This window comes from Aporhodopirellula aestuarii, from assembly GCF_023701485.1.
In the GTDB taxonomy this organism is placed as follows: domain Bacteria; phylum Planctomycetota; class Planctomycetia; order Pirellulales; family Pirellulaceae; genus Rhodopirellula; species Rhodopirellula aestuarii.
Map to the genome: position 1 here is coordinate 421,304 of NZ_JAMQBK010000060.1, position 26,291 is coordinate 447,594.

Sequence of the window (26,291 nt, forward strand, 5' to 3'; positions counted from 1 at the left end):
TGATGGGCTCGACCGCTCATGCAGAGATCATCAATTACGCTGAAAAAGGCCGCCCCGAAGATCCTGGTCTGGAACTGCTGCAAGAAGACCCGCACGACATCATTCTGTTCAAAGAGTCCGCCGGTGGCGGTTGGGTTAAGACACGCTTGCTCGATCTTCCCGGTCGCTCGATGCCGTCGAGTCCGAAGGGGCAGTTGAAGTTTCGTGTCATCGGGATCGAGACAAAAGACTTCGTCGCCAAATGGGACGATGTCGAGATGATCGATTTTTGGGAAAAACGGCTTGAACGTGAAACCGCCGACCGAATCAAAAATGGCGACTTCACCGGGGCTTATCCGTTTCTGGCGGTGTTGATCCGGGACTATCCCAGCCGCCCGAATCTACGGACCCTGCGTTCGGAATTCTTGATGCGTGACGCGGGAAGCCGTTACAACAAAGGTGAGATCGGCCCGGCGTTGGCGATGCTCGAAGAGTTGCATCGCTATGCACCGGAGTACAAAACGCAAGCGGTGCTTGCCGCAATCAGCATGATGACCGATGGGCTGATGAAAAAGCTGATGGAAGAGAATAAGCTCGAGTTGGCTCAGAAATTGTTGGCTCGCCTGGAGAAGGATTATCTCGGCAAATCGCTCACATCGATCAAGAAATGGAATCAGATCTTTCTCAAGATGGCAGAAGAGCGACAGGCCGGCGCGATCGCGGCCTTGAAGGCGGAAAACTTTCGTGAAGCGAGACGATTGTCACGTGAGAGTATTTATCTCAAACCGACCATTCCCAACGGAAAAGAGCTCGTTCGCAAGATTGATGAGATCTACCCGTTGGTCAACGTCGGTGTTTTGCAGACCGCCAAAGATCTCGATCCGACACGACTCGATAACTGGGCAGCCCGACGCGCCGGACGTCTGATGTATCGTGTGCTCTTTGAGATGAAAGGTGCCGGTCCAGAAGGCGGTGAGTACGAGTTCCTGTTCGGTGAAACGGAACTGAGTCCCGATCGGATGAAGTTCTCCATGCTGTTGATGCCAGAGAAGCTAGAACCGCCGCTCAATGGTGTTGATGGATTCTTCATCGCGGATCGATTGGCGGCGCGGGTCTCACCTCAATCGGATGTGTATTTCTCCCCTTGGGCGGCTGCGCTCAAGGCGGTTGGTCTTGATGGTCCGAAACAGATTGACTGCATTTTAAGGCGTCCTAACGTGCTGCCCTCGGCATTGCTCCAGATGACCGTTGATGGCAGTTGGTTTGGGGGTAAAGAAGGCGAGCCGACGGGAGACTATCGCCGCGACGTCGTCGAGGGTGACTTGATCCGTTACACACTCGTCGGTGAGCAGCGAACGGCATCACAGCCTCGTGAAATTGTCGAGATTCGCACCGAGAGCGCTTCCGAAGGTGTCGCCAAATTACTCAAGGGGGAAGTCGATGTTCTCGATCAATTGTTCCCCGCCGATGCGGTCCGTTTGGAGAGCAATCGCAAGATTCGCGTGGCTCGATATCCGTTGCCGAGTGTGCACATGCTTGTCCCATGCAGCGATCACGCGTTCCTCGCCGAACGCACGTTTCGTCGGGCCTTGGTGTACGGAACCAACCGCGAAGATATTCTGGCCGGTGAGTTGCTAGAAAGTCTTGAAGTGCCCGGGTGCCAGGTGTTATCGGGACCGTTCCCCGCCGGGATCGAAAATAACGATCCGCTCGGATACGCGTACGATAAAACGATCGCACCGCGTCGCTATGAGCCACGTCTGGCGAAGTTGTTGATGACGATGAACGCGAATCAACTCGAAGCCACCGCGAATCGGAAAAAAGAGAAACCGCCTGAGTTGAAACCGATCCGATTGGCGTTTCCGCCTGAGAATCTATCGCGGAGTGCTTGCGAGGCGATCAAGAGTCAGTGGGAGTTGTTGGAACTCAAGGTTGAGTTGGTGGAGTTACCGGTTGGGGAAGCGTTTCCGAAACCGGGAACCGCGGATCTCGCCTACGTCGCCGCGGCGGTATGGGAGCCCATCATCGATGCACGACGTGTGCTCGGTCCCGAAGGGATGGCGGGCAGCACCGACCAGCTGGTCGGCTTGGGGCTGCGACGGTTAGAAGAGTCGAAAAACTGGAAAGACGCGCGTGACCGGTTGCTCGACCTGCACTTCATCTCACATCACGAATTGCCGGTCATCCCGCTTTGGCAATTAGTCGATTCCTATGCTTATAACCGCAATCTTCTGGGGGTCGGATCGGAGATCGTCTCCTTGTATCAGAACGCCGAAAAATGGAGGCTCAGCCAGTGACGTTTGATAATCACTCTCGACGTGTCGGCGGGCTACGATTGAAATTCGTTTCGGCCGGCGGAGGTAGCTTGGCCGTCTTGATTTTGGCGATCGGTCTGGCGTGGGTATCGCCAAGTGTGGCGCTCAGCCCTGCCGCGGATGCCGTCGATGTGGAAACACCGGATGAGGGAGCGACCACTCCCGGCGCCGCTGAGGACGAAGCAATTCTCGATCCGCCAGAGGCGTCGGAAAATGCTGCGTCAACCACTGACGACTCTCCCGCAACTGATCTCTTAGCTGAGATCGATGAGCGTCCCGAAGAGCCGCCACCCTTTGATTTTTCGCCCTACCGTGTGCTGATTTGGGTTGCGTCGGACAGTCCTCGTATCAATGCAGACTTGATGCGTGATGACCTGCTCAAATTCCTCGATCGCGATTTTTATTCCGTTTGGCGAACCATTGTTGCCGATGCACCGCCCGCGGTGGCATCGATCGCACGGCGAGACCTGAGTACGATCACGTTCGCTTCGATCGCAGCGTCGGATCCCGTTATTGCGTTGAAGCATGGGCATAAGGATTCGTTGCGGATTCACTACGCATCCGATGCCGGGCGTTTCCTAAAGGAGATCCCAGGAACGCAGAGTCGGATCCAAGACATCCTCAAACGCATTGAACAAAACCCGGATTCGAAAACGACGCCGGCCAAGTTCGCTTGGAAAGATAAGCTGCGGGCGATCGATGGTGATGCCGTTGCGCTGCAAGAAATGTGGCAAGATGAGTCGACGGAGGCGATTCTTGTTTCACGAGGGATGGCCGACACGCTGACCGATCCCAAAGCGAAATTGATTGTGCCGCCACTCGATGGTCAGGTGGTTCAGGCGATCGAGCAGTTCGACAAGATTTATGTCGTTCGACTTCAAACCGTGTCTTCTCCCGTTGGCGTGCAGGTCATCGAATTGGACACGTTGATGCGTCATTTCGGTGACGTGATCGAACGCAAGTTGATCTCTCGCGGCGAAATTGCGATGTCGGTCGGGGCCGCGGTACGCGATGCATTTTCCCCGGTGGTGCGAATCGACAACGCCGGTCAGAAGGACGCGACCGGGTTGGTGCGTGCGTCCGGGTTGGCGATCGATAAAGATTCTCCGGCTCATGTTCGCGTGGGTGATGTGCTCGAACCGTTAGTTCGAAAGGATGACCGTAACGGTAACCCGATTACGATCGGACCACTCGACTGGGCGTACCTGTACGTGACCGAGAAAACCGAACGCACCGTCAAGATGGATTTCTATGCCGGACGGATGGGCGGATTGCAAGGCCGCAAGAACAATCGGACGCACCGCATGGGGATTGTGATTCGTCCGCAATTGGAAGACACGACGCTGCGTTTGCATGCCAAGGGGGAACCGAACGAACCTCTCATCGGTTACGAGATCTACGACAAAGAACTTGATAGCACGAGCATGACGTTTGTCGGACGAACGGATTGGAACGGAAAGCTCACGGTTGGCAAAATCGACCGGCCTCTCCGGTTGTTGTATGTCAAAAACGGGGGTGCCGTGTTAGCACGATTGCCGATCGTTCCGGGGCATCATGAGATGGCGGTTGCTGACCTTGCCGGTGACGACATGCGATTGCAGGCGGAGGCCTACATCCGGGGCGTGCAAAACGCCATTATCGACTTGGTTGCGATTCGTGAACTTTTTAAGGCGCGGATCACGATGCGGATCAAGGAAGGGAAACTGAAGGAAGCCGATGAATTGCTCGAGATGCTTCGCAACGAGCCTTCGAACGAACGGATTGCAAATGACATGGGCAAGAAACAGACGATGTTCCTGAAGGCGATCGGTCGCAATCCGAACCAGCAGCGGAAGGTCGATGAGATGTTCAGTACGACTCGCGAGTTGTTATCCAAGCATATCAACCCGAAGATCGTCAACGATCTCGAAGAGGCATTGATCGAAGCACAAAAGAACCCTGGTGGTTCCTCAGCGGCGGAAGAAGACGCACCATCCGCCGACGCGGAGTGAGCCGTTGGCGATAACGACTCAGCCATTCCATTGCCACGAAAACTATCGTTGGGCCGTTTTTAGTGAACCGTGATTCTCGCGAGCCGAATGACGTGGATTCTTACGTCAATGCATCGTCGACGACGGCATTAGTCGTCGCGTCGAAGGGCGGCAGCAATGAAGCACTGGGCGTTTTGCTTTTGCGGTATCGTGGTTATTTGCTGATGCTCGCCCACCGCTATCTGTCCGATCAGCTTCGCCGCCGGATCGATCCCTCCGATATCGTGCAGGTGACGTTTCTCGAAGCGAAGCGTGATCTGGGCGCGTTTCGTGGTGAGACACCGGCTGAGTTTGCCGGGTGGCTGCGGGGGATGCTGAAAAATAATGTCGCATCGGCGCTCTCTCACCACGTGATGACTCAGAAACGGAGCACAAAAAAAGAGGTTCATGCCGCGGCCGGGAACGGTGAATCAGGGTCTCGCGAAAACTGGATCGCCCAGTTGCCTGGCGGAATCACCAGCCCCAGTGGCGTCGCGGTGCGGGAAGAAGCCGTGATGGCGATGATGGAGGCGTTGCACCAACTTCCTGAAACGCAGGCCGAGGCGATTCGGTTGCGATACATGGAAGGGCTCCCGCTGAAGGAAATTGTGGAGCGGATGGGAAAAAGTGAAACGGCCGTGGCCGGATTGCTCAAACGGGGTTTGCAGAAAATGCGGACGTTGCTCGATACCGATAGCAGCCCATGGTGGTCCACATGAGCGATCGTCCTACCGATGACGTTGTGCCCCAACCCGCTGACGAAGATTCGCAACTCGACGAAGCGTTTGCGTTGTATCTCAACGCCTGTGACAGCGGTGAACTGAGTTCTCGCGAAGAATTTCTGAATCAATTCCCAGACCTTTCTGAGCGGTTGCGGGAACTGATGGAGGCCGCCGATATGCTCGGTAGCTACACACACATTCGCAAGGAAAAGCCGGAACCGCCAAAGCCTTCGCTCGCCGGAAAAGAAGGTGAACCGGGGGGCGAAAGTGAGGCGACCAGCGGGAGTTATCTCGATTTCGAATCGATCGACAACGTGCCTCCGATTCAGGCGAATCCGATTCCGCCGGTGAGCGTGCGGCGAGGAAACGCTGATGGCGAAACGGTCGCCATGGATGAACTTGGGCCCTACGAAACAACGGGTGATTTTTCAGGACTCGACCCGCACGCGACCTTGCCGGTTCCGAATCGTCCCCGAGGTCAGGACGGTCCCTCGTTACCGTTCGAGATGGAAGACTACACGTTGTTGAAGGTGCTCGGCGTTGGCGGCATGGGTGTGGTTTATCTCGCCAAGCAGCGTGATCTGGATCGATTGGTTGCCGTCAAGATGATCCGTAGCGGAATGCTGGCGGGCAAAGGTGAGGTGCGGCGGTTTTATACCGAAGCGCGGGCGGCGGCGCGGTTGCGTCACCCCAACATCGTTGCAGTGCATCAGTTTGGCCGTCGTGCCGGTCATCATTTTTTTTCGATGCAGTATATCGAAGGGAAAGACCTGCAGCGGGTGCTCAAGAAAGGCCCGCTTCCTCCCCGCCGCGCCGCCGAGATCGTGCGAGATGTCGCCCGCGCGATTGAACATGCTCACAGTCGTGGCGTGCTGCACCGCGACCTGAAACCTGGCAACGTGATGATTGACCTGAGCGGTCAAATTCATGTGACCGATTTTGGGTTGGCGAAACACGTCGATGCCGACAGTAGTTTGACCGGATCGGGCGAAGCCGTGGGAACGCCGCACTACATGGCGCCTGAACAGGCGGTTGGCAATAGCGATGCTGCGACACATCAAAGCGACATCTATTCGCTCGGCGGGATTCTCTTTGCCGCCGTCGCGGGTCGGCCTCCGTTGGTCGGCGATACGGTCATGCAAACGCTGATGCGCGTCGCCCACCATCCAGCCCCGGCGTTGCGTTCGGTTTGTCCTCACGTGGATGCGGACCTCGACGCGATCGTCGAAAAGTGTTTGGAGAAACAACCCCAGCAGCGATATGCCAGCGCCGGCGAACTTGCCGACGATCTCGATTCTTACTTGGCTGGGGGAGCGATCTCTGCACGCTCAAAAGGGCGATTGGGAAAGGTGATTCGGTGGATGCGACAGGTGCCCGTCGTCGCGGCACTGACCGGCCATCCTTCGACCGATGCACCGATCGGCCAGCGGCGACTCCAGTCGAGTCTCCTGCTGCTGATGATTTTGGTGCCGATCCTGTTTCTAATGGGGAGTTGGTGGCATCGTCACCGAATCGCCGCGATGCCACGTCAAGTTCGATTGGCGGGTGGAGTGGTCGGAGGGCTCTACACGGACGCCTCCGAGCATATCGCTAATGCGATCGGCAATATTACGGGATCGACTTGTGACGTCGTTTCAACGCAGGGAGCGATCGATAATCGTAGCCGCTTGCTCGCCGGCGAGGTGCACCTAGCACCGATGCAGGCGTCCGCGATCGGTGGTGATCAACTCGCCGTCGTTGCACCACTTTTTTACGAAGCCGTGCATGTGCTCGTCCGGAGCGATGGATCGGTCAAATCGATCGCGGACCTCGCGGGGCATTCGATTGCGGTCGGCCCCGAAGGCAGTGGATCGCGGCGAGCCGCAGAGCTGATTTTGGATTCGTTGAATCTCGATGAAGATGTCTGTCCCCGAGTGGTGATCGAGTGGCCAACGTTAAGTGAGGTTCCATCGGAATCCAAACACGAAGGTGAGATCCCTTCGGTGGCGATTATTTGCATCGGTCCCGGCAGCGAACTTGTGCGAGATTTACTCGCCGAAGGCCGTTGGGAATTGATCCCGCTGACCGGCAGCATCTCGATCGCGTTGCAACATCCGACACTGCTGCCAATGACGCTACAACGAGCGGAGTACCCGACTCCGGTGCTGCGAAGTGCGAGTGCGTCGACGGACGAGTCCGTGATCGAAACATTAGGCACGACGGCATTCTTGGTATGCCGTCGAGATGCATCCAATGCCCTGGTTCGGGCAACGCTCGAGGCAATCTACAGCGAGCCCACCCTCGTTGGGCTAATCCCGGCGAGCCGCGCAGCCGAATGGCAGGGGCTCGTCACCTTTCACGCAGAGGCGCGAGAGTATTTCAACGCGATTGAGCAATAGACACTTTGTCGAGGGACATTGATTGTTTTAGTGATGTTGATAGCGGAACGGCGCGAGCCGTCCGGTAACGCGGGACCGGACGGTTCGCGCCGTTCCACACCATTTGAAATTTTTCAGTAATACAATCGACGTCCCAGACAACACGGCAACGATGCGATCTCACTGATGCGTTTCGTCAGGGGCCTTGTCGATGTTTTCAATGCGTCGGACGCCGACCGATCAGGATTGCGACGCGGTCAGGCGAACGCGATAGGACCACTGGACCGTTCGCATTTGGGCCATTTGCGGCGGATGTATCGAGATGGTCGCGTTTGGCGAGCCAAGTGAGTGATCGACCGTAGTTTCGTTGATCGTTTCGACTTCCACTCCGCTTGCAGAGTTATCGGTTGAGGCGTTGCCGGTCTCGTCGCGGTAGGTGCTGCCCAGCCACGCGGATGCTTCCTCGTTGTCGGCGTTTTTGACTTCGCACGGCGAAAGTGGTTTGGAGAGGCGGGCCGCCCAATCGAATCGAATCGATGGTGACAGGTCATCGCTCTCTTCGAGTTGCACGCTCACGCTGAAGTGGGTTGTGCCGCAGCATCCCACACCGAGAATCGTCGTTCGTCCATCGATGACTTCGGTGGACAGTTGTTGGATGGCCGCTGACGCTGGCCAATCTTCCTCAGCGGTACCTTCGAAGCTGGACCAACGCGGGTTGTCGAAACAGCCGATGACGTGTGAGTAGCGATCACCCTGCCACGTGAAGTCAACAGTTAAGCCTGCATCCTCTGAACCGAGCCGATGGGGGACAGGAATCGATGTTGCGGAACGGTTTACCGAATCGGTTTGAGAATTCACAAGCAGGTTGATCGTTTATGAGTTGGAAAGGGTGTTGGGGATCAGCGTCCCGTGGGCGAACCGTTCGACGAGTTCCAGCCCAGCTTTTTGGCTTTTTTCTGGGTGGAATTGGGTCGCGAACAAATTGCCACGTCGGATCGCCGCACAGAATTGGCCGCCATAATCACACGTCAACGCCACCACGTTTGGATCGGTCGGACGCACGAAAAACGAGTGCACGAAATAGAAGTGCGTTTGTGGAGTGATCCCGAGGTCTTGGCCAGCGGGGCCGATGTCAACGGTGTTCCAACCCATGTGTGGCACTTTGTATTGCAGCGGTAACGAGAACTTTGCCACGTCACCGGCGATCACGCCCAGCCCTTCGTGCACGCCGTGTTCGAACCCTTGCTCGAAGAGCAATTGCAGCCCCAAGCAGATACCGAGAAACGGACGGTCGGCGGCAAGATAATCCTTGATCGGCGATTCGAGATCTCGGTTGCGAATTTCCGCAATCGCATCGCCGAAGGCGCCGACTCCGGGAAGAATCAGTCGCTCCGCAGAGGCGATTTCAGTGGCGTCGCTCGTGATAACGGCTTCCACACCGGCTCGCTCAACCGCCTTTTGAACGCTCCGCAAATTGCCCATTTGGTAGTCGACAATGGTGATCATCTATGAATCTCAAGTTCTCGGAAATATCAGGTGTGCTTCGCTAGCGTCGCGAGCACTCTTTGGAACGGAACGTCTTCGCAGACACCATAACCGGGATCTCTAAAAAGTCGAAATCGTCGAAAATAGGGAGTGCTCAGTCCGCACAGGAATTTGGCTTGGTCGACCGGATCTGAAAAGAGGTCAGGATGCTGCCGCGACACTGTTTCCAATACCCCCAATGCGGAGCGTCCAATGGACTCGATTGGGCCGATTTGATTCGAAAACGGCCCCTGGCCTAAACAAACGGTACATCGACCACAACTTCGAGAGCGCCGGTGACCAAAATGTTCGGCCAAATCGATGGCGAGGCATCGCCGGCATTCGAGAAAATTCATCAATTGGCCCACCCGTTCGGTGTTCCTTTCGAATTGTTCGAATGCGTGTCGCCGGAGCGATTTGACAACAGACTTGGGACGATTGATGCGTTTGATCCATTCGTATCCGTGCACCGAGTCGGCGCTTTCGACGTTCCAGAAACCCGCGATGGCGGTTTGTTCGATGGCCTCGATCAGGTGTTCACGATCCATGGCGTGGTGTCGTGATGCTTCGATTAAGTTGACGCGGAATCCACGGCGTCCTTTGGCGAGGGAGCTGAGCACGGCCCGGATGGCCGCTTGCAAATCCGGTGGGCTCTCGCTGACGATTTTCTCGTTGGTGTATTTGGGGGTGATCCGGTAGGTGTCGTATCGCATCGGCAGGCAGCGGAGGTAACCGAGCGATTGCAAGCGAATCAGGATGGTGGCCACGGCCGGGGTGGACAGGTTGACTTCCCAGCCGAGTTTGCCCAAGGCGAGGTAAAACCGGTCGGGTTGCCCGATAAGTCGTTCGATCAGGCTGTTGAGGGCCGCGTCGCTGGGCAGGTCACTGGCGGCGAGATTGCTGAGTGCCGTTTGGTCTTCGGGGACCAGCAGCGTTTCGCATTCGCAGGGCTTTCCGTCGCGGCCGCCACGCCCAATTTCTTGGCTATAGGCTTCGATCGATTGCGACGGGTTGTAGTGGATCACTCTGCGGATATTCGCTTTGTCGACGCCCATGCCGAAGGCGATCGTGCCGATCAGGATCGCGTCGTCCGATTCGACAAATTCACGCTGCACGTCTTCGCGTTGGGCGGCGGAGAGGCCGGCGTGATAGACCAATGGCGAGAACCCGTGGTCGCGGAGCGTTTCGGCGAGTTGGTCGGCGGTGCTCCGCCGGGTCACGTACACCAACGTGGGGCACCGTGACCGCTTGGACCGGGAGGTCCGCCGGGAACCCGCCCGATATGTTTTGGCGGTCTGCGAGCCTCCGAGCCGCTCGATGAGAGTCTGATCTCGTTGGTCGGACGGAGTCGGAGTGCAAATGAGTCGCAGGTTGGAGCGATGCGTTGAGAGCCGTACGGTGTTTTTGGGTTGGATCGAGAATTGACCGCGGATGTCTCGTACAACGGCGGGTGTGGCGGTAGCCGTCAGGGCGAGTGTTTGGGCGATGCGATACCGCTCAGCGAGTTCGGGGAGACGCAAATAGTCGGGGCGAAAATGATGCCCCCACTGGCTCATGCAGTGGGCCTCGTCGATCGCCAGCAGTGAGATGGAACGGTCGCCGAGTTGGGCGAGGAATCGCTCATTGAAAAAACGTTCCGGGGCGAGATAGAGCAGCTTCGCCTCGCCGCAGCGGACCGCTTGCCAAGCGTCACGGAATTCGTCGTGAGAGATCGATTGGTCGATCCGGACGGCCTGGATGCCCTTGCGTGCGAGCGAATCGCATTGGTCTTTCATCAGCGAGACCAGCGGTGACACGACCACGGTCAGCCCCGGCAGCACCTGGCTGGGCAGTTGATAACAGAGGCTTTTGCCGTGTCCGGTTGGAAGCACCGCGAGAACATTGTGCCCGTTGAAGATCCGGTCGATCACTTTTCGCTGGGCGGGCAGCAAATTGTCGTGGCCGAAGCGGGTTTGGAGCAGGTTTTCGGCCGTCCGCCATCGCGAGTCGATTTCGGCTTGGTCGAGGGGGCCTTCGTCCATCGATCCGCGATGGTTCTCGTCAATATTCACGTCGGTCATCATACCCGCCCCTCGCCACCCACACATCCTGGCGTCATGATAGGTGCCTTGCAAGGTTTCGGGCCAGATTGGGTCTACCCTGCAATCTCGCCGGACGGCCGCCGCCGTTCCGCCCTGATTTTGTTCCCGAGCGTTTTTTTCCGATCCCCTTTCTTCCCCTTCTCCGCCCATGGCCGCGACCTACAAAGATGCAGGCGTCGATCTCGACGTTTACGCCGAATCGATGAGCCGATTGCCCCGGTTGATGCACCGCACTTTCAGCCCTCGCGTCTTGCCGAGCGACGGCGGATTCGCGGGTTTGTTTCAGCTCGATTTCGCGGGCAAACTGTTTGCCCGAAACTACGAGGAGCCCGTCCTCGTCAGCGGTACCGATGGCGTCGGCACCAAACTCGTCGTAGCCCAATCGCTCGATCGGCACGACACCGTCGGGATTGATCTCGTTGCGATGTGCGTAAACGATCTGATTTGCACGGGTGCCGAGCCGTTGTTCTTTCTCGATTACGTTGCGATGGGACGCGATGATCCGGCTCGGTTAGAGCGGATCGTGTCCGGGATCAGTGACGGATGCGTGGCTGGCGATTTGGCGCTACTCGGAGGCGAGACCGCCATCATGCCGGACATGTACGGTACCGACGATTATGACTTGGCCGGATTCGCCGTCGGCGTGGTGGAACGCAAACGGTTGATCGACGGACATCTGATTGCTCCGGGCGACGTGGTGTTGGGGCTCGCCGCGACGGGACTGCACAGCAACGGGTTTTCGCTCGTTCGCAAAGTGATCTCGGACTCGGGTGCCGGATGGGACGATTGCCCAGAAGAATTTGGTGGTGAATCGCTCGGCGATGTTTGTTTGAAACCGACGCGGATTTACACCTCAGCAATCCGCGCGATTCAGTCGCACTACCGCGTCAAGCAAGTACTGCACGGAATCGCTCACATCACCGGTGGCGGCATCGAAGAGAACCTCGATCGGATTCTGCCATCGGGAGTCGACGCCGAAATCGATCCCACGTCATGGAACCCGAATCCGATCTTCAGTTGGGTGCAAAAACACGGCCAAGTCGAAACGTCGGAGATGCGGCGTGTCTTCAACATGGGTATCGGGATGGCAATCGTCGTGAACGAGTTTTACGTCGCAAGCATTACCTCCCAACTGTCATCGCTGGGCATCGATTGTCATCGTATCGGCGCGATCACCGAAGGCAGCGGCAAGGTCCGCTACGCCGAGTAGGCAAGGTCTGCAAAGACATGCTTACATCTCAAACGTGATTGCGATGGTATGCTCGATCGTCGAAACGTAGCTCGGTCTTTCCAAGACCGAGACTCCCCAGTAAATCATCTAGAAAGTCCGAGGCTCGGGGGACGTCGATCTATTTGCTGCGGGATTTCAAAAAATAGCGGAACGGCGCGAGCCGTCCGGTAACGCGGGACCAAGCGGCTCGCGCCGTTCCGCTAGTAAGAGCACTCAATCACTCATTGTCTCGATGAGACGTTGCTACGTGTGTGGGGTTGCCCAGAAAGCTGTGTTTGGGTCGCATGGTGGGGATCGTTGTCCCAGGTGATAACGGCAATGAACAATGAACGGTGCCACCCAATGACCGGTGCCACCCACCATCCGCCAGGCCCGGAGGGCCGGCACAACCTTTGCCGGGGGTGTGAGCCCCCGGTAACCGATGCCTATTCAAACCACCAAGCCCTGAAGGGGCGACACACTTTCCCCCGCCGAGTTAGAGTTCCATGACCGGTGCCACCCATCATCCGTCAGGCCCAGAGGGCCGGCACAACCTTTGCCGGGGGTGTGAACCCCCGGTAACCGATGCCTATTCAAACCACCAAGCCCTGAAGGGGCGGCACACTTTCCCCGCCGAGTTAGCAGTGACCGGGGTGTGTCGGCCCTCCAGGCCTTGGTGTTGGGTTGGAGCGGGGTTCCGGGGCCTGTTGGCCCCGGCATGGGTTGTGTCAGCCCTTCGGGCTTGAAAGCTGGACGGAATCAGTTCGATGAACGGTGCCACCCAGCATCCGCCAGGCCCGGAGGGCCGGCACAACCTTTGCCGGGGGTGTGAACCCCCGGTAACCGATGCCTATTCAAACCACCAAGCCCTGAAGGGGCGACACACTTTCCCCCGCCGAGTTAGTAGTGACCGGGGTGTGTCGGCCCTCCGGGCCTTGGTGTTGGGTTGGGGCGGGGGTCCGGGGCCTGTTGGCCCCGGCATGAGTTGTATCAGCCCTTCGGGCTTGAAAGCTGGACGGAATCAGTTCCATGACCGGTGCCACCCACCATCCGCCAGGCCCGGAGGGCCGGCACAACCTTTGCCGGGGGTGTGAACCCCCGGTGCCCGATGCCTATTCAAACCACCAAGCCCTGAAGGGGCGACACACTTTCCCCCGCCGAGTTAGTAGTGACCGGGTTGTGTCGGCCCTCAGGGCCTTGGGGTTGGGTTGGGTTGGGTTGGGTTGGGTTGGGGCGGGGTTCCGGGGCCTGTTGGCCCCGGCATGAGTTGTGTCAGCCCTTCGGGCTTGAAAGCTGGATGGAATCAGTTCCATGTACAGCACCCATGTACAGTGCCACCCACCATCTGGTTACTCAATCACTCGATGTTCCGTGAGACTTCGCTACGTGTGTGGGGTTGCTCCGGTGGTTGTGTTTGGGTCGCATGGTGGGGATCGTTGTTTGGGGCGATCGATGGCGCATCTTTGCTGAGGAGTCTCCTGCATGCTTTCTGAATCATCCGCCGTTGTGAGGCCGTTATTGGTTTTCTTCCTCTCTGCGATGACGCTGTCCATTGCTAATGGCGATGAATCTGTTTCATTGGATTGGGTCGTGACTGCAACGGGAACGGACGCGAGTCTTCGTGGTCTGTCCGCGGTTGATGATCGAGTCGTGTGGGCCAGTGGATCCAACGCGACGGTGATTCGCACCCGCGATGGCGGTAAGACTTGGACGCCCTGTGGTCCGAAAGGTTTTGGTGATCTCGAGTTCCGCTGTGTGCACGCGTTGGAAGAGGATGTCGCTTGCATCGCCAGTGCCGGTTCTCCAGCGGTGTTGCTCCGAACCGACGATGGCGGAGCGTCATGGGAAGAAACCTACCGCGCGTCGTCTCCGTCTGCTTTCTTTGATGCCATGCGGTTCTGGGATTCCAAACGAGGCATCGCAATCAGCGATCCCGTCGACGGCAAGTTGCTGGTCGTCGAAACAAGTGACGGCGGACAAACTTGGAAACGATTGACGAATGAGCTCCCACGGTCTCGGCCTGGTGAAGCGGCGTTTGCTGCCAGCAATTCGTCGCTGCACGTTGGCGAGCAGGGGCAACTGTGGTTTGGAACGGGCGGTAGCGAATCCGAGACCAGCCGTCTCTATCTTCGTTCCGCTTGGGATGCCAAGTGGACAACCGTCTCGGTCCCGATCCCTAGTTCGCAAGCGTCCGGGATCTTCTCGGTTGGCACGGTTCCAACGTCGATCGCGGGAGAAGAAAGCAACACCTTGGTTCTCGTTGGTGGAGATTATCGGGCTTCTGAAACGTCGGACGTCACCGCGTGCATCAGCCATGACCGGGGAGTCACGTGGCGTACCGTGAAGACGCAGCCTGCTGCGTTCCGAAGTGCGGTTATCGCAATTCCGCAGGGCGGCCCGTTTCCATCGGGCCTGATCACCGTTGGTCCGTTCGGCACCGACTTTTCGCGCGACGCAGACGAATGGGAATCGCTAACCCAGACGGGCTTTCATGCCTTGGCGGTTGGCCAGACGCAGGTCTTCGCATCCGGTTCGGAAGGCCGCTTCGGCAGACTGATCGTTGTCGGCGATTGAGAGTTGTAGGCAATTGATCGAAGCGACCCGCCGGTACTGCATCTAAGAATCAGGGCTTGGTCTCCCCGGTTCGCGAACTGCGTTTCTCATTCGCCGAACTTTTCTCTTGGACATCTCTTTGTCCTGCACGTCGCGCGCCCTGTCTGCGCGTGATTGTTGCCTGGGGAAATATCAATCGATGTTCTGGTTCGTTCCAGTGGATACCTATGCTCTTACCCTACGGTACCGAAGCTCCTGTCTACCACTATCCGGTGGCCGACGCCGGGGCGTCCATTCGTGTTTTTTCAGTCAGTGGAATCGTAGTTGGGTTTTGGGAGATCCTGCAGTTTGTTTTCGATTGTTCTGTTCGTTGGTTCACTTTTGGCGATGGCGGTTCGAGGGTTTTTGACTTTGGAGTAGTGGTGTGTGCAGCCTTTGGTTTGGGTGTGTGGTTCTCCGGTGCAGTTGGTGGCATGCAGGCGCCGGAAGGCTAGGGCATTCCCATTTGTTGTAGCCAGCGTCGCCCGACGGTGGACCACGTTTTGGCGAACGTAGCTGCCTTTGAAAACCTACGTCCTATACAGAAACGCTTGAGGTCTGTTGGGAGCCTTGGGGTTACCACATTTCTGGGTTGAAGGTTTGGTTGTCCAAGGGCGGACGGACGTGGACGCCGTCGGTGGGGGGCGGGAATCATTTTGGTGGCGTTGGCGTTAGGTCTCTGTATGGGATCCTGCTCAGGAGGTGACTGATGCCATTTCGTCGCTGACCGGGATCCAGCACTTGATCCGTTGAATTCCCGATCTCAGCAGTATGTATTCGAACTCGGGGCATGACCGGAGAATCTCGTGGGATTTCGCATCGCTGCGAAATCGCATTCCGCCCGCGTCGCCGGCGCGGTTGTACCGGCTGCGGTCTCGCGAGAGCTCTGGGTGTGTTGAGGTGAAAACTGGGCGGGGCTTGAATTGCGACGATCGCCCGCATAAGCTCGCCAAGGTGCGGGCGCGGTTTGTTCAGCTCTCAGAACGGTTGTCCGACAGAAATACTGTCGCGCACGGCGTTTTGCTGGTTTTTTTTGAGTAAGATCTGGGGCACTCGCATTTCCGCCACGCTAACCCGAGCCACTCTGAGGAATACCATGACCCGACTCTTGATGACGACCGCCCTGGCGATTCTTCCTGCGACTCTCGTGATGGCGCACAAAGGACACGGGCATGGTGCCGCGAGCCAAGGAAATAGTTTCTGGCACTATTTGACCGAACCACAGCACGCGTGGGTGTTCGCTGCGTTGGTCGTTCTTTCGGTGGCGGTCATCGGGTACCGGTGGCTCGAACGCACCGAGACGTCAAAGGCGGAAGACGCTTCCTAGAAAGCGTTTTGGTTTGCTCGTGATCGCATCTCGTGTGGGTGATGCGGTGGGGATGGACGCGTCGCGGTCTGACGCATGAATTGTCGCGCGAGTTACTCGCTGACGTTGGCCGCCGCAATCGCTTGGGGATCTTCGAGGATGAAGAAGTGGCCGTGGTCGCTGGTAACGAACACGACGGTATCGTCCCACGCGTCGTTCTCTTCGGCCCAGCGGGTGATCGCTCGGAAAGCATCGTCACCGCTGAGCACGGCTCCGATGCTGTTGTCGATGTTGTTGGCGTGGTTGGCCCAGTCCACATCGCCGGCTTCGATGAGCATCCAAAACGGTGACATCGTCTTTTCGTCAGCGGATGTTTTTTGTTTCTGCTCGGGCGTCGGCGCCGAGAGGACTTGGAGAGCCGTCGTGGTCATCTGGGCGAGCGTCGGATTTTCGGCAATGTCTTCGGCGGTGTAACGCTCGGTACCTTTGACGTCGAAGGTCGGATTGAATTTTCCGTCCGCGGTTTGAAAAGGTAGGTGTCCCCCTTTGGTTCCGAAGTACCCCAATAGCCGGTCGCCGGTTGCGATTGCCCGCGTGGCTGCTTCGGCGAGCACCTCGGCGCCGCTGCGGCCGCGGGTCCGTTCGGCAACGACGTATTTGCGTCGTGAAGGATCGGTTTCGCCCGGCTTCAATCGAACGGCGTTGAGGTCGGATTCGTGAAGGTATTTGTTGCCGGGCATGAAATTCTCGCCCTGGCCACCATCTCCGCCCAAACCTTCTCCCCAGCCGCCACCGATCAACACATCCACGCCCGGCAACGGGGTATGGCGGTGTGAACTCGAGGGGCGGCCGATCATGTCGCGGGCGATGTCTTGATAGTCGCCACGGGAGACGTTGTTGGCGTAGCCTGATCCTGGGGTCGCGTGGCTGACCGGAACGTTGGTGACGACCCCGATGCGGTAGCCTTCGGTTTGCAGTTGGCGACCGATCGAAACGGCGTGGGAGCCATCAGTCGCGACTCCGATCGCTCCGTTGTAAGTCTTGATGCCCGCCATGAGGCTAGTGGCTGACGAGGCAGAGTCGGTGAACCGGTGCGGTTGCTCGCGATCTTGACCGATGGGATAGGCGGTTGGGGTGCGTTCGTGCCAGGGCATTGGGCCAGCGAACTTGGGATCGAATCCGCCTTCGACGGGTTTGTTACCGTCGGTAACGGTCTGGGAATTCACATCGAATTTTGCGCCACCGAGTCTTGGAGTCGTTCCGATAAAGACGAAGTCGGTCGCAACGCCCCGGTAATCTTGAATCGCTAGCCCGCGGCCGCGCCCGCTGTCATACAGATCAGCCCGATTGCGATAGATTGCCGCCGATCGGCTTGTTTGCCAATCCATCCCGTCGAAGACCATCAAGATGATGTGGCGTTTGCCTTGGTCGGCTGCCATTCGCTGTAGTTCGTAAACGTCGATTTGATCGTGATAGTTCGCGACCGGATTGAGCGTTCCTGCAGGCACACCGCCAAAATGTTTCGTCATCCGTTCGGTGTCGCTGTAGAAACTGCCTCGTTCACGAAGGGGCGAGAGCGTCATGCCGAATGAATACAACGGCACCAGTCGGTTGCTGTGGTTGGTCCACGTGCTGTATTTGTTGGATTGGACGCCCCAGTGCCCCCAATCCGCTTTCTGTTGTCGCATCGCTTCGGATTGCATCTCTCGCAGCGGATCGGTGATGCCCGGAGACTTTCCTTCGGGCGAATTGGGCTCGACCGAATCTTTGAGGGATTCGAGGATCTTGCTCAGTGAACTCCGCTCTTCCGCGGTGCACGTCAGTGGATGCCACTGGGTAGCGAGAGCGGTGACTACCAGGATGCACCGCAGGGTCGAGAAGCATGGCGAGGATGCGGGGGCGAGAGGTCGCATGGGGGCTTGTTTGGGGGGTGCGAGTCGAGGGAGTCTGGGAGTGGTTTTTCGGGACGAGAGGGGGGAGGCAGACGTCTTTCGGTCGAATGCGGGTAGTTTGGTCAGTACGAGAACCGGTGGGAAGAGCGATGAACTGGAAAGCCGTGTTGAAACGGGTGGGTTAGCGAAGACGGGAGGGCGGGGATGGCTGAGGTGTACCCCGTTCAGCGGGTTCAGTCTGGCTTTTCCCTTACGGAATATGATTTTGCTTGACGAAATCCCGCTGCCGCTTTAGGTTCAATGACGCTTCTTAACCACGAATTTAAGGCAAGGAGGACTGCCATCATGGCGACTGTCTTCACCGGTTCTTCGTCAAGTTCCTTGACGCCCGGCACCGAATCGCAACCGTACGCTCAATGCGAAACGGCTGCCTACTGGTTCGTTAACGCAGCATTTTTACAAGAAATTAAAGATAGCAATCCGCATCTATGGCATGAGGTGCATCGGTTGCGAACGCTCTGTGAGCTGGAAACGAGCGATCTCGAAAAGCCTCAGGCCACGATTCGCGAGTTTGTCAGTTGCTTAGACGAGCTACGTGATCTGCTGGCGCTGCAATTTGCTCTTGAAGAGTCCTACGGATTGATCTCGGCGGATTCGGTAGCGGCCAAGCGAATTGCCGAGTCGATGTCGATTTCGCAACAGAGTGAAGCGGAAGAAGAGCGGCAACGGATGGTTCGTAGCGTGACGGATCAACATCGTTGCTTGTATCTTCAATTAATCGACTTGGTTGAGCAGGCCGAAGAACTACAATACAGAGGCTGCGAAGCCAAATGTTTGAGAATGCTTGCGGGTTCGATCGAGCGGTTTTCAGGTGACCTGACGGCTCACGAACGATTGGAAGCGGAATTGATTCGGATGCATGATTCGCGAGCCCGAGCGGGTGGTTCGCAGGATTGAATCTCGTTGGTGAGTATCGCGGTTGTTCCGTGCTTTCTTGCGACGAAGCCTTGAGGAGGTTTTGAAATGTTGGGTGATTCACGTACTAAGCCAATGGAAATTCTGTTGGTCGAAGACGGATTGGTGGACGCGCGGATCACCATCCACGCGCTACGGCGTAGCGGCGTGCATCATCGTTTGACGTTGGTAAGAACCGTCCACGAAGCGATTCTGTTCATGAAACGGACGGGAATTTTCGCCCGTGCGCCACGTTTGGACCTGCTCCTGCTCGACATGATCTTGCCCGATGGTACGGGGCTCGACGTGCTGGAGGAGATGCTTGAAATCCACCCAGACTCTGCGCGTATCACGACCGTGGTCCTCACCGCGCTCGAAGACGACACCTATCGTCAACGTTGCGACGAACTTGGGGTTTATGACTACATCCAAAAACCTGTCAGTGAAGAAGAGTTTTTGCGGGTCGTTCGTGACCACAAGAAACTGATGATCCACTTGCAACAGGTTGCCGTCGCCACGGCTGATCAGGAAGCTCAGGGGACGGGCGTCCCGTCGTCAAAGTTCTAGGTCGAGTCTCCACCGTGGAAAGTCGTCGATGCTGATCACCCGTCGTCGTTTGTTGTTCAGTCTCTTGGTTGCGGCGATTTCGCTTGCCGCTTGCGGGATCTCGCAAGCGGAGCAGTCCGATTCGATCTCACCGACGGGCGCGGTGAAACAGATCTTGACCGGTTTTGCGTTTACCGAAGGGCCTGCGGTGACGAGTGACGGGACGCTGTATTTTACAGACATCCCCAACGCGACGATTCACCAGTTCAATCCCAACGGTTTCTTGCGGGTGTTCACGGACCAATCGCGTCATGCAAATGGTTTGTGGCCCCTTTCCGATGGAGGGTTGCTCGCCTGTGAAATGGATGGGGCGGTGGTGCGATACAACCTCGCCGACGGTTCTCGCGAAGTGCTAACCGATTCGTATGAAGGCGTCCGATACAACGCTTGCAATGATCTCGTTGTCGATGCATCAGGCGGCATCTACTTCACCGATCCCCATTACAGGGCTCCGACCCCGTTGCCGCAGAAGGTGCGTGCCGTTTATTACCGCTCGAGCGATGGAAAGGTCTCGCGGCTCACCGGCGATCTTGCCGCACCCAACGGTATCGGGTTGTCGCTCGACGAAAAAACGCTCTACGTGATCCCGAGTATGCAGAGCGAAATGCTGGCGTTCGACATCGAGCAGCCGGGGAAAATTTCGGGCCAGCGAACGTTCTGCCGGCTAGCTCAACCCGAAGGGACCAGTGGTACCGGAGGCGATGGGATGGCGATGGATGAGCGTGGGAACCTGTACATCACGACTCATCTCGGTGTTCAGATCTTCAGTCCGGCGGGTGAGCCGCTCGGGACCGTCGCTTTCGCGGAACGCCCGGCGAACGTCACCTTTGGCGGTGATGATTTCAAAATGATGGTCGTGACCGCCCAAAAATCGGTCTATGCGGTTCCCATGCCGATCGCCGGTAGTCGCCGCGGGAAATGACTTTTGCCATCATTTGGCAGATGTCGAAGCCCGATTGGTTGCCATGCGGCTAAAATGAGGTCAACGAATCTATGGTGAGGCGTCTAGCAATGCCGACCAATATTGCCAATGTGGGAGATTGATTGATGCCATCGCAAACACGCTATTTTACAAAAACACTTTGGGCCGCATCGCTTGGCGGTCTCTGTCTCGCTGTCGTCGTTCTTCCGTTGGCGACGGACGGGCGGCGGGTTACTGCTGATGATGACACCGCTTCGGTTGCAGAAGCCACCGATGCGGACGGCTCGGTAGATGCGGATGCGGCGTCCGAGTCTGAGGACGCGGATGCTACGGCGGACGACGATGCGGCGGAACAGGCCGTGACGTTCGGCCGATTCAATCCGCTGAACCAGTTCGAACGATACGTGATCCTGCAAAAGGGAACCGAACGTCCGAGTAACGGCGGCTACACGTCGAACAAGCGAGAAGGCACGTACCTTTGCCGGCGGTGCAATGCCAAGCTGTATCTCAGTGCCGACAAGTTTGAAAGCCACTGCGGATGGCCGAGCTTCGATGACGAAATCGAAGGTGCGATCAAACGTCAGAGGGATGCTGACGGCATCCGCGTTGAGATCCTTTGCAATAACTGCGGCGGGCATCTCGGGCACGTCTTCACCGGTGAGCAGATGACGGAAAAAAACACGCGTCACTGCGTCAACTCGGTCTCGATGAAGTTCATTCCAAAGGGCAGAAACATTCCACCGATGATCAAGCCGATCGAAGAACGGCCCGCAGGAAAGCTCGAGTCGAAGTAAGCGGGCCTCCGTCGCCGTGAATTGCCTGCACGCGGGTTAGTGTGATTTGGTACAGTGGACGCCAGTGTGCGTTGCTGGGATCACGATCGCCGCTGCCGGTTCACTCACTCACTCGAGAGGGTTCAGCAGCGATCTGGCACGCCACGACGGGACTGTGAGGATTGCCGCGTGTCCGACGAACTCTTTTTTTGGCAGGAGCGGGAATTAGCCGAGGCTGCCATCGACAGCGACCGAGCGGACAGCGCCGACGGCCCGGTTGATGCAGCCAACGTGGATGCCGCCAACACAGTGGACGCAGACGGTCCCGCGGTCCCGCCGGATGTGGTCGATGACGGGGCGACAGAGAATCTTGATGTCGACGCGATCCAAGTCGACGGGGCGCTGCGCGATCGACTGCAATTATGTCTGCTGCCCGGTCTGGGGCCGCGTAGTCTGTGCGTCTTGCTGGACGAGTTCGGTTCGGCCGGGAATGTCCTTCGGGCTGACAAGGCATCTCTCCAGCAGGTTTCCGGAATCGGCCCCAAGCTCGCTCACACGATTCACACCGCGACCGACCATATTGATGTCGATGCGGTTCTCTCGTGGTGTCATCGTCAGAACGTGCGGATCGTGCAGCCGGATGGTGCGGGATACCCTGCCGCACTCGACGAACTCGATGACACACCGCCTATATTGTTCTGTCGCGGGCTTGTGAGGGCCGCGGACCGCCTTGCCGTCGCGATCGTGGGCACGCGGCACGCGACGCCCTACGGCCTCCAGCAGACGAGGCGTTTGGCTCGAGATCTGGCTTCCGCGTCGGTCACCATCGTCAGCGGGCTGGCTCGCGGAATCGACACGGCGGCTCATCGAGCGGCGTTGGAGGTGGGCGGCCGCACAATGGCATTTTTGGGAGGCGGCCTCGGGCAGATGTATCCACCCGAAAACGGCCCCTTGGCGGATGAAATCGCCGCTTCCGGAGCCGTGATCAGCGAATACGCCCCCATGTCCAAGCCCCGTGGCGGTATGTTCCCGCAGCGAAACCGGTTGATCGCTGCGGCCGGTTTGGCGACGTTGGTGATTGAAGCTCCCGAGCGGAGCGGATCGCTGATCACGGCCCGTTTAGCGAGCGAGATGGGCCGTGGCGTCGGAGCGTTGCCGGGGCCGGTAAACAGCCGGGCGTCGCAGGGATGCCATCGGTTGATCCGCGATGGCGGCACATTGGTGACCAATGCGGACGATGTGCTCGAATTGCTCGGTCCGCTGAGCCAACCGATCAGCCGTGGTGAGGAATCGCAGGTCAATCTCGACGACCGAGAGATTCGCAACGGCCGCGAAGTCACGTTGAATGAGGTCGAGCGAGCGGTGCTCGACCGGATTTCACCGACCGGTACCGCACTCGACGAGGTCACCGTTGGGTGTGAAATGTCGTCCGCCCGCGTCTCGGCGATCGTCAGCGTGCTGGAGATGAAAAGGCTCGTTCGTCGCCTCAGCAGTCAGTACGTTGCCCGAGTTTAGCCCCCTGAGTCATCAAGTCATCTTGACCTTTAAATTCCTTCGGCGATACCCTTTGCAGTTTCGTGGTTCCCCTCCCGCCCCCTCCCTCCGTCCGCAGGCCGAGGCATCCCGTTGCGATGTCCCCCTGGCGGGTTTATGTAGGCTTCTCTGATGAGTTCGAGTCCGTTCGAGATATTTCGACGCAACCTCAAGCCGTTGATGGTCTTTTTGACCCTCTTGGCACTTTTTTCATTCGTTGTTTTGCCAGCGCTGGACACGTACATGCGTCGCGGCGGCGGAATGAATTCCGATCCGGTGGCGGCAACGTTCGATGGTGTCGAGTTGACCCACGCCCGCGTCTCGCGAACGACCCAAAACCATGCCGCGGTGGTGCGTTTTCTAAGCGAATTGGCGGGTGAAACGATTCAACGGGGCGGCGTCCCGCAGACTCCCGGATTCCAATACGACGAGCAATCTGGCCAGATTCAATCGTTGGGAATCGACTCAAATCCGGGCGAAGAGGCCACGATCAACACGCTGCGTTTTTACAACGAAGCCAAGAAAGCGGGCTTTGAACTCGACGATGCAGCCATTGGTAGCTGGTTGACGCGGTTCACCGACGGAACCGTCAGCGACAGCGAAATCATCGCCATGTTGATGCGAAGTAGTGGCAATCAGCTGGGCCAACAGCACCTCTACGAACAACTCCGCATGCACCTGTTGGCGGATCTTTACCAACGCGGATCGCTCGTCGGGTTGACCAACGGACAGATCCCGATCGTCACTCCACTCGGCCAATGGGAGAATTTTCTGAAATTAAATCAGAAAGCGACCGTCGCCGCATACGGCGTGTTGGTGAGCGAGTATATCGACCAGACGGACAAAAATCCGAGTCAATCGGATATCAAAGAGGTCTACGAAGAGGGCAAGAAACGGATCAGCTATCCCGGCGATCAATCACCGTTGCCCGGCTTCCGTCGTCCTGACTCGGCTCAAATCGAATACGTTGCAGCCGACTTGCAAAAGTTCATCGACGCCGAAAAAGCGAAATTCAGCGAAGAACAACTCCGTGCGGAGTATGAACGGCGGCTTGCTGGTGGCGATTTCCAGCTTCCAGCCGACTCAGACGCGGAAGCCTCCGCCGACGAAGCGGAAGAAATGACCGCTGAAGAAACGGTCACCGAAGAGCCTGCGGCTGCCGAACCGACCACGGAATCAACCGAATCCGAAACAACGGAAGCGGAACCAGCCGAATCCGAGGAAGCGGCGACCGAGTCCGAAGAACCAGCGGCTGAAGAATCTTCGATGATCCGGTCGGCGGACACCTCCGTCCGATTGGTCATGTTCCAGGATGAAGAGGCAGGCGACGGCGAACCCGAGGCAGCGGAACCCGAAAGCCCGGCAGATGAGCCTGAAACGCCAGCTGAAACCGAAACGCCGGCTGAGACCGAGCCCGCCACCGAAACCGAAGCGGATCAGCCTGCCGAAATGCAAGAAGAGTCCACTACGGAATCCGATCCGGCCGAAACGACCGAGCCAGCTGACGAACCAGCGACGGACGAGCCTGCAGCTGAAGAAATGACCTCAGAGGAACCGGCCGAAGCCACTACGAGCCTCGAACTCGACGACGAGCCAGAACCGACCAAGCCGCAAACGTTCGAAGAAGTTCGCGACCAAATCGCGACAGAGATGGCAATCGAGCCAGCTCGTTTGGCTCTCGACCAAGCGGTCACGGAAGCTAACAAGCGGATGCGACGTTACTTCAGCGAACGTGCCGTTCACGAAAGCAATGTAGCGGTTGGGATTCAAAAGCAAGCCGATGCTCCCGCAAAGCTTGATCTGAAAAAGATGGCCGATGAACTCGGTTTGGACTATGGAAAGACCGACGAACTCGTCAATCGGGTCAGTGTCGATGACTTCGCTCCCGGAGCTTCTTATGGCTTGGGCAGCGGGTTCAATCGCCGTGGGCCTCCTTACGGCGCGATGATGTTCGGCGCCCAAATGCAAGATGGTTCGATGTTGCCACCGCAGCCCGAATATTCACCATTGCGTTCAGTCGATCTCGAAGCCGGAGTGTCCTACATCAGTTGGAAGACCGATGACGTCACGTCGTACGTCCCTGAACTCGACGAAGTGCGTGACGAAGTGGTGATGTTCATCCGCAAGCGTGAAGCGGCCAAGCTCGCCGAGGCAGCTGCTCAGAAGATTGCGGCCACACTCGCCGATGGTGACAAGACGCTCGCCGACGTGATTCCCGAGGGCAAGAAGGAAAACCTGATCGAGAGTGCAGGACCATTTAGTTGGCTCGAACAACTCGGGTTCATGCAAACGGTGATCTCGGAAGTTCCTGAGCTCGATGCGGTTGGCGAAGATTTTATGAGAGCGGTCTTTACCACCGAAGTCGGCGAGTACGCAGTCGCTCCCAACGATCCGCAGAGTGTTTACTACGTGGTGACCCCGAAAGAATTGCAACCCGGTATCGAAGAGTTGCGTGAGCAGTTCCGTCAGCCTCAGCAACGCTTCATGGCCCAGCTCTTGGGTAACCAAGACGCTCGCAACATTGTCCGCGGATTCTATGAGTCCGTTGACAAACGTACTGGATTTGAGATGCGGATGACCGAAGACGAGTAGTCGATCATCACCGCGTCGCTCGTGTCAAATCGGGCAAACGTTCGGTGAACGAGACGGCACTTTGAGCGAGACGGCACTTTGAATACAGTGCCCTGCAATCAACGAAAAGGGCGAGAAAGCAATTTGCTTCCTCGCCCTTTTGCGTTAACAGCGTGGAGGAGTTGGATCCGCTGGACCACGCTATTTTTTATGTAGCTCGGTCTCTCAGGACATTGATTTAATCACTGCGGGATTTCAAATATAGCGGAACGGCGCGAGCCGTCCGGTGACTCGGGGCCGGACGGCCTGCAGGCTGTTGATTTAGTGAGCCGTCGGCGCTAGCCGCGGGCCTTACGGCTGCGATGCGCGCATTGGACGCCCGCAGCTAAGCAGGAATAATTGGGCAAAATCCTACGTGCCATTTGGGCAATAGCACTGGAGTGCTAAATCTTTGTACTGCTAAATGTTTGCGAAGACGCGGAGATATAAAGCCGCGGAAGCATTGCTTCCATTCCTAGTCGCGATAGCGACGGCAGGTACAAGCCCCGGACGTGAGTCCGGGGTCGACGTCGCCCCCGCATACACCAAGTCGCGAAGCGATGACAGATGCCGCTCCCGATGGTTCATTCGTGCGTCCACCCGTGTTTTGTGTCGTCGCGTCGCGACTTGCTTCGCTTTGTTTTCCCAAACCACGGACTCACGTCCGTGGCTTTGACATGTCGTCACTATCGTGACTAACCATTCGCGAATTACTAGATCCAGCTAAACGCAAAAGGGATAGCGACACGTCTTGTCCAGAACAAAATTTCGACAGCCCAGTGATAGCCTCGGTTAAACGTAGGAACCATGATTAGCATCAAATGACCGATATAACGAAAAACCCCAGCCTACGTGCTTAAGCAGGCATGCAGGAATCACTTGGCGAAACTGCCGCGAACTGTAGGC

The 26,291-nt window shown here is 57.5% G+C and carries 19 protein-coding genes; 14 read left to right on the plus strand and 5 right to left on the minus strand.

Going from position 1 to position 26,291, the window contains the following annotated elements; genetic code table 11:
* Positions 1 to 2: 2 nt before the first annotated feature.
* The 4 genes from NB063_RS22170 (at position 3) to NB063_RS22185 (ending at position 7,403) form a co-directional block, all read left to right on the plus strand.
* Positions 3 to 2,276, plus strand: a complete 2,274-nt coding sequence (locus NB063_RS22170; protein WP_322975278.1) for an ABC transporter substrate-binding protein — start codon at positions 3 to 5, stop codon at positions 2,274 to 2,276.
* On the plus strand, positions 2,273 to 4,285 hold the full coding sequence (locus NB063_RS22175) for a DUF3421 domain-containing protein (RefSeq protein WP_250931066.1): 2,013 nt from the start codon (positions 2,273 to 2,275) through the stop codon (positions 4,283 to 4,285). Before NB063_RS22170 ends, NB063_RS22175 begins: the two co-directional genes overlap by 4 nt.
* Positions 4,286 to 4,347: 62 nt before the next feature.
* The gene (locus NB063_RS22180; protein WP_250931068.1) at positions 4,348 to 5,022 is read left to right on the plus strand and encodes a sigma-70 family RNA polymerase sigma factor; all 675 of its coding nucleotides are present in this window, start codon (positions 4,348 to 4,350) and stop codon (positions 5,020 to 5,022) included.
* Positions 5,019 to 7,403 (plus strand): serine/threonine-protein kinase, encoded by a 2,385-nt coding sequence (locus NB063_RS22185; RefSeq protein WP_250931069.1) that lies wholly within the window; start codon positions 5,019 to 5,021, stop codon positions 7,401 to 7,403. Before NB063_RS22180 ends, NB063_RS22185 begins: the two co-directional genes overlap by 4 nt.
* Positions 7,404 to 7,622: 219 nt before the next feature.
* On the opposite strand, the gene NB063_RS22190 is transcribed toward NB063_RS22185, so the two are convergent.
* From NB063_RS22190 to NB063_RS22200, 3 genes are read right to left on the minus strand one after another with little or no spacing between them, the layout of a single operon-like run.
* Positions 7,623 to 8,240 (minus strand): hypothetical protein, encoded by a 618-nt coding sequence (locus tag NB063_RS22190; RefSeq protein ID WP_250931071.1) that lies wholly within the window; start codon positions 8,238 to 8,240, stop codon positions 7,623 to 7,625.
* A 15-nt stretch (positions 8,241 to 8,255) separates the two neighbouring features.
* Positions 8,256 to 8,888, minus strand: coding sequence for an imidazole glycerol phosphate synthase subunit HisH (gene hisH, locus NB063_RS22195; RefSeq protein WP_250931073.1), 633 nt, complete (start codon positions 8,886 to 8,888; stop codon positions 8,256 to 8,258).
* 26 nt (positions 8,889 to 8,914) lie between these two features.
* Positions 8,915 to 10,969, minus strand: a complete 2,055-nt coding sequence (locus tag NB063_RS22200) for a RecQ family ATP-dependent DNA helicase (RefSeq protein ID WP_250931075.1) — start codon at positions 10,967 to 10,969, stop codon at positions 8,915 to 8,917.
* Between the two features lie 166 nt (positions 10,970 to 11,135).
* On the opposite strand from NB063_RS22200, the gene purM reads away from it, so the two are divergent.
* From purM to NB063_RS22215, 3 genes are all read left to right on the plus strand, one after another.
* Positions 11,136 to 12,197: a phosphoribosylformylglycinamidine cyclo-ligase gene (purM, locus tag NB063_RS22205; protein ID WP_250931077.1), complete on the plus strand. Its 1,062-nt coding sequence runs from the start codon at positions 11,136 to 11,138 to the stop codon at positions 12,195 to 12,197.
* Between the two features lie 1,482 nt (positions 12,198 to 13,679).
* On the plus strand, positions 13,680 to 14,771 hold the full coding sequence (locus NB063_RS22210; protein ID WP_250931078.1) for a WD40/YVTN/BNR-like repeat-containing protein: 1,092 nt from the start codon (positions 13,680 to 13,682) through the stop codon (positions 14,769 to 14,771).
* A gap of 56 nt (positions 14,772 to 14,827) precedes the next feature.
* Positions 14,828 to 15,244 (plus strand): hypothetical protein, encoded by a 417-nt coding sequence (locus tag NB063_RS22215; RefSeq protein WP_250931080.1) that lies wholly within the window; start codon positions 14,828 to 14,830, stop codon positions 15,242 to 15,244.
* A gap of 240 nt (positions 15,245 to 15,484) precedes the next feature.
* Here NB063_RS22215 and NB063_RS22220 read toward each other — a convergent pair whose 3' ends face one another.
* Positions 15,485 to 15,625: a hypothetical protein gene (locus NB063_RS22220; RefSeq protein ID WP_250931082.1), complete on the minus strand. Its 141-nt coding sequence runs from the start codon at positions 15,623 to 15,625 to the stop codon at positions 15,485 to 15,487.
* Positions 15,626 to 15,885: 260 nt separating this feature from the next.
* Here NB063_RS22220 and NB063_RS22225 point away from each other — a divergent pair, with 260 nt between their 5' ends.
* Positions 15,886 to 16,116, plus strand: coding sequence for a hypothetical protein (locus NB063_RS22225; RefSeq protein WP_250931083.1), 231 nt, complete (start codon positions 15,886 to 15,888; stop codon positions 16,114 to 16,116).
* Positions 16,117 to 16,208: 92 nt separating this feature from the next.
* Here NB063_RS22225 and NB063_RS22230 read toward each other — a convergent pair whose 3' ends face one another.
* Positions 16,209 to 18,008 (minus strand): alkaline phosphatase, encoded by a 1,800-nt coding sequence (locus NB063_RS22230; protein ID WP_250931084.1) that lies wholly within the window; start codon positions 18,006 to 18,008, stop codon positions 16,209 to 16,211.
* Positions 18,009 to 18,332: 324 nt separating this feature from the next.
* Between NB063_RS22230 and NB063_RS22235 the strand changes: the two genes are divergently transcribed.
* The 6 genes from NB063_RS22235 to NB063_RS22260 all read left to right on the plus strand — a co-directional run bounded on the left by NB063_RS22235 (position 18,333) and on the right by NB063_RS22260 (position 25,367).
* Entirely contained in the window at positions 18,333 to 18,944 is a 612-nt protein-coding gene (locus NB063_RS22235) for a hypothetical protein (protein ID WP_250931085.1), read from the plus strand.
* Positions 18,945 to 19,010: 66 nt separating this feature from the next.
* Entirely contained in the window at positions 19,011 to 19,508 is a 498-nt protein-coding gene (locus NB063_RS22240; RefSeq protein ID WP_250931086.1) for a response regulator, read from the plus strand.
* Positions 19,509 to 19,536: 28 nt separating this feature from the next.
* Positions 19,537 to 20,469 carry an SMP-30/gluconolactonase/LRE family protein gene (locus NB063_RS22245; RefSeq protein WP_250931087.1) on the plus strand — a complete coding sequence of 311 codons (933 nt, stop codon included), beginning with the start codon at positions 19,537 to 19,539 and terminating at the stop codon, positions 20,467 to 20,469.
* A gap of 125 nt (positions 20,470 to 20,594) precedes the next feature.
* Positions 20,595 to 21,263, plus strand: a complete 669-nt coding sequence (locus tag NB063_RS22250; protein ID WP_250931088.1) for a methionine-R-sulfoxide reductase — start codon at positions 20,595 to 20,597, stop codon at positions 21,261 to 21,263.
* Positions 21,264 to 21,482: 219 nt separating this feature from the next.
* A complete protein-coding gene (dprA, locus tag NB063_RS22255; RefSeq protein ID WP_407652689.1) occupies positions 21,483 to 22,757 on the plus strand; it encodes a DNA-processing protein DprA in 1,275 nt (424 codons plus the stop codon).
* A gap of 150 nt (positions 22,758 to 22,907) precedes the next feature.
* Positions 22,908 to 25,367, plus strand: coding sequence for a hypothetical protein (locus tag NB063_RS22260; protein ID WP_250931090.1), 2,460 nt, complete (start codon positions 22,908 to 22,910; stop codon positions 25,365 to 25,367).
* Positions 25,368 to 26,291: the final 924 nt, after the last annotated feature.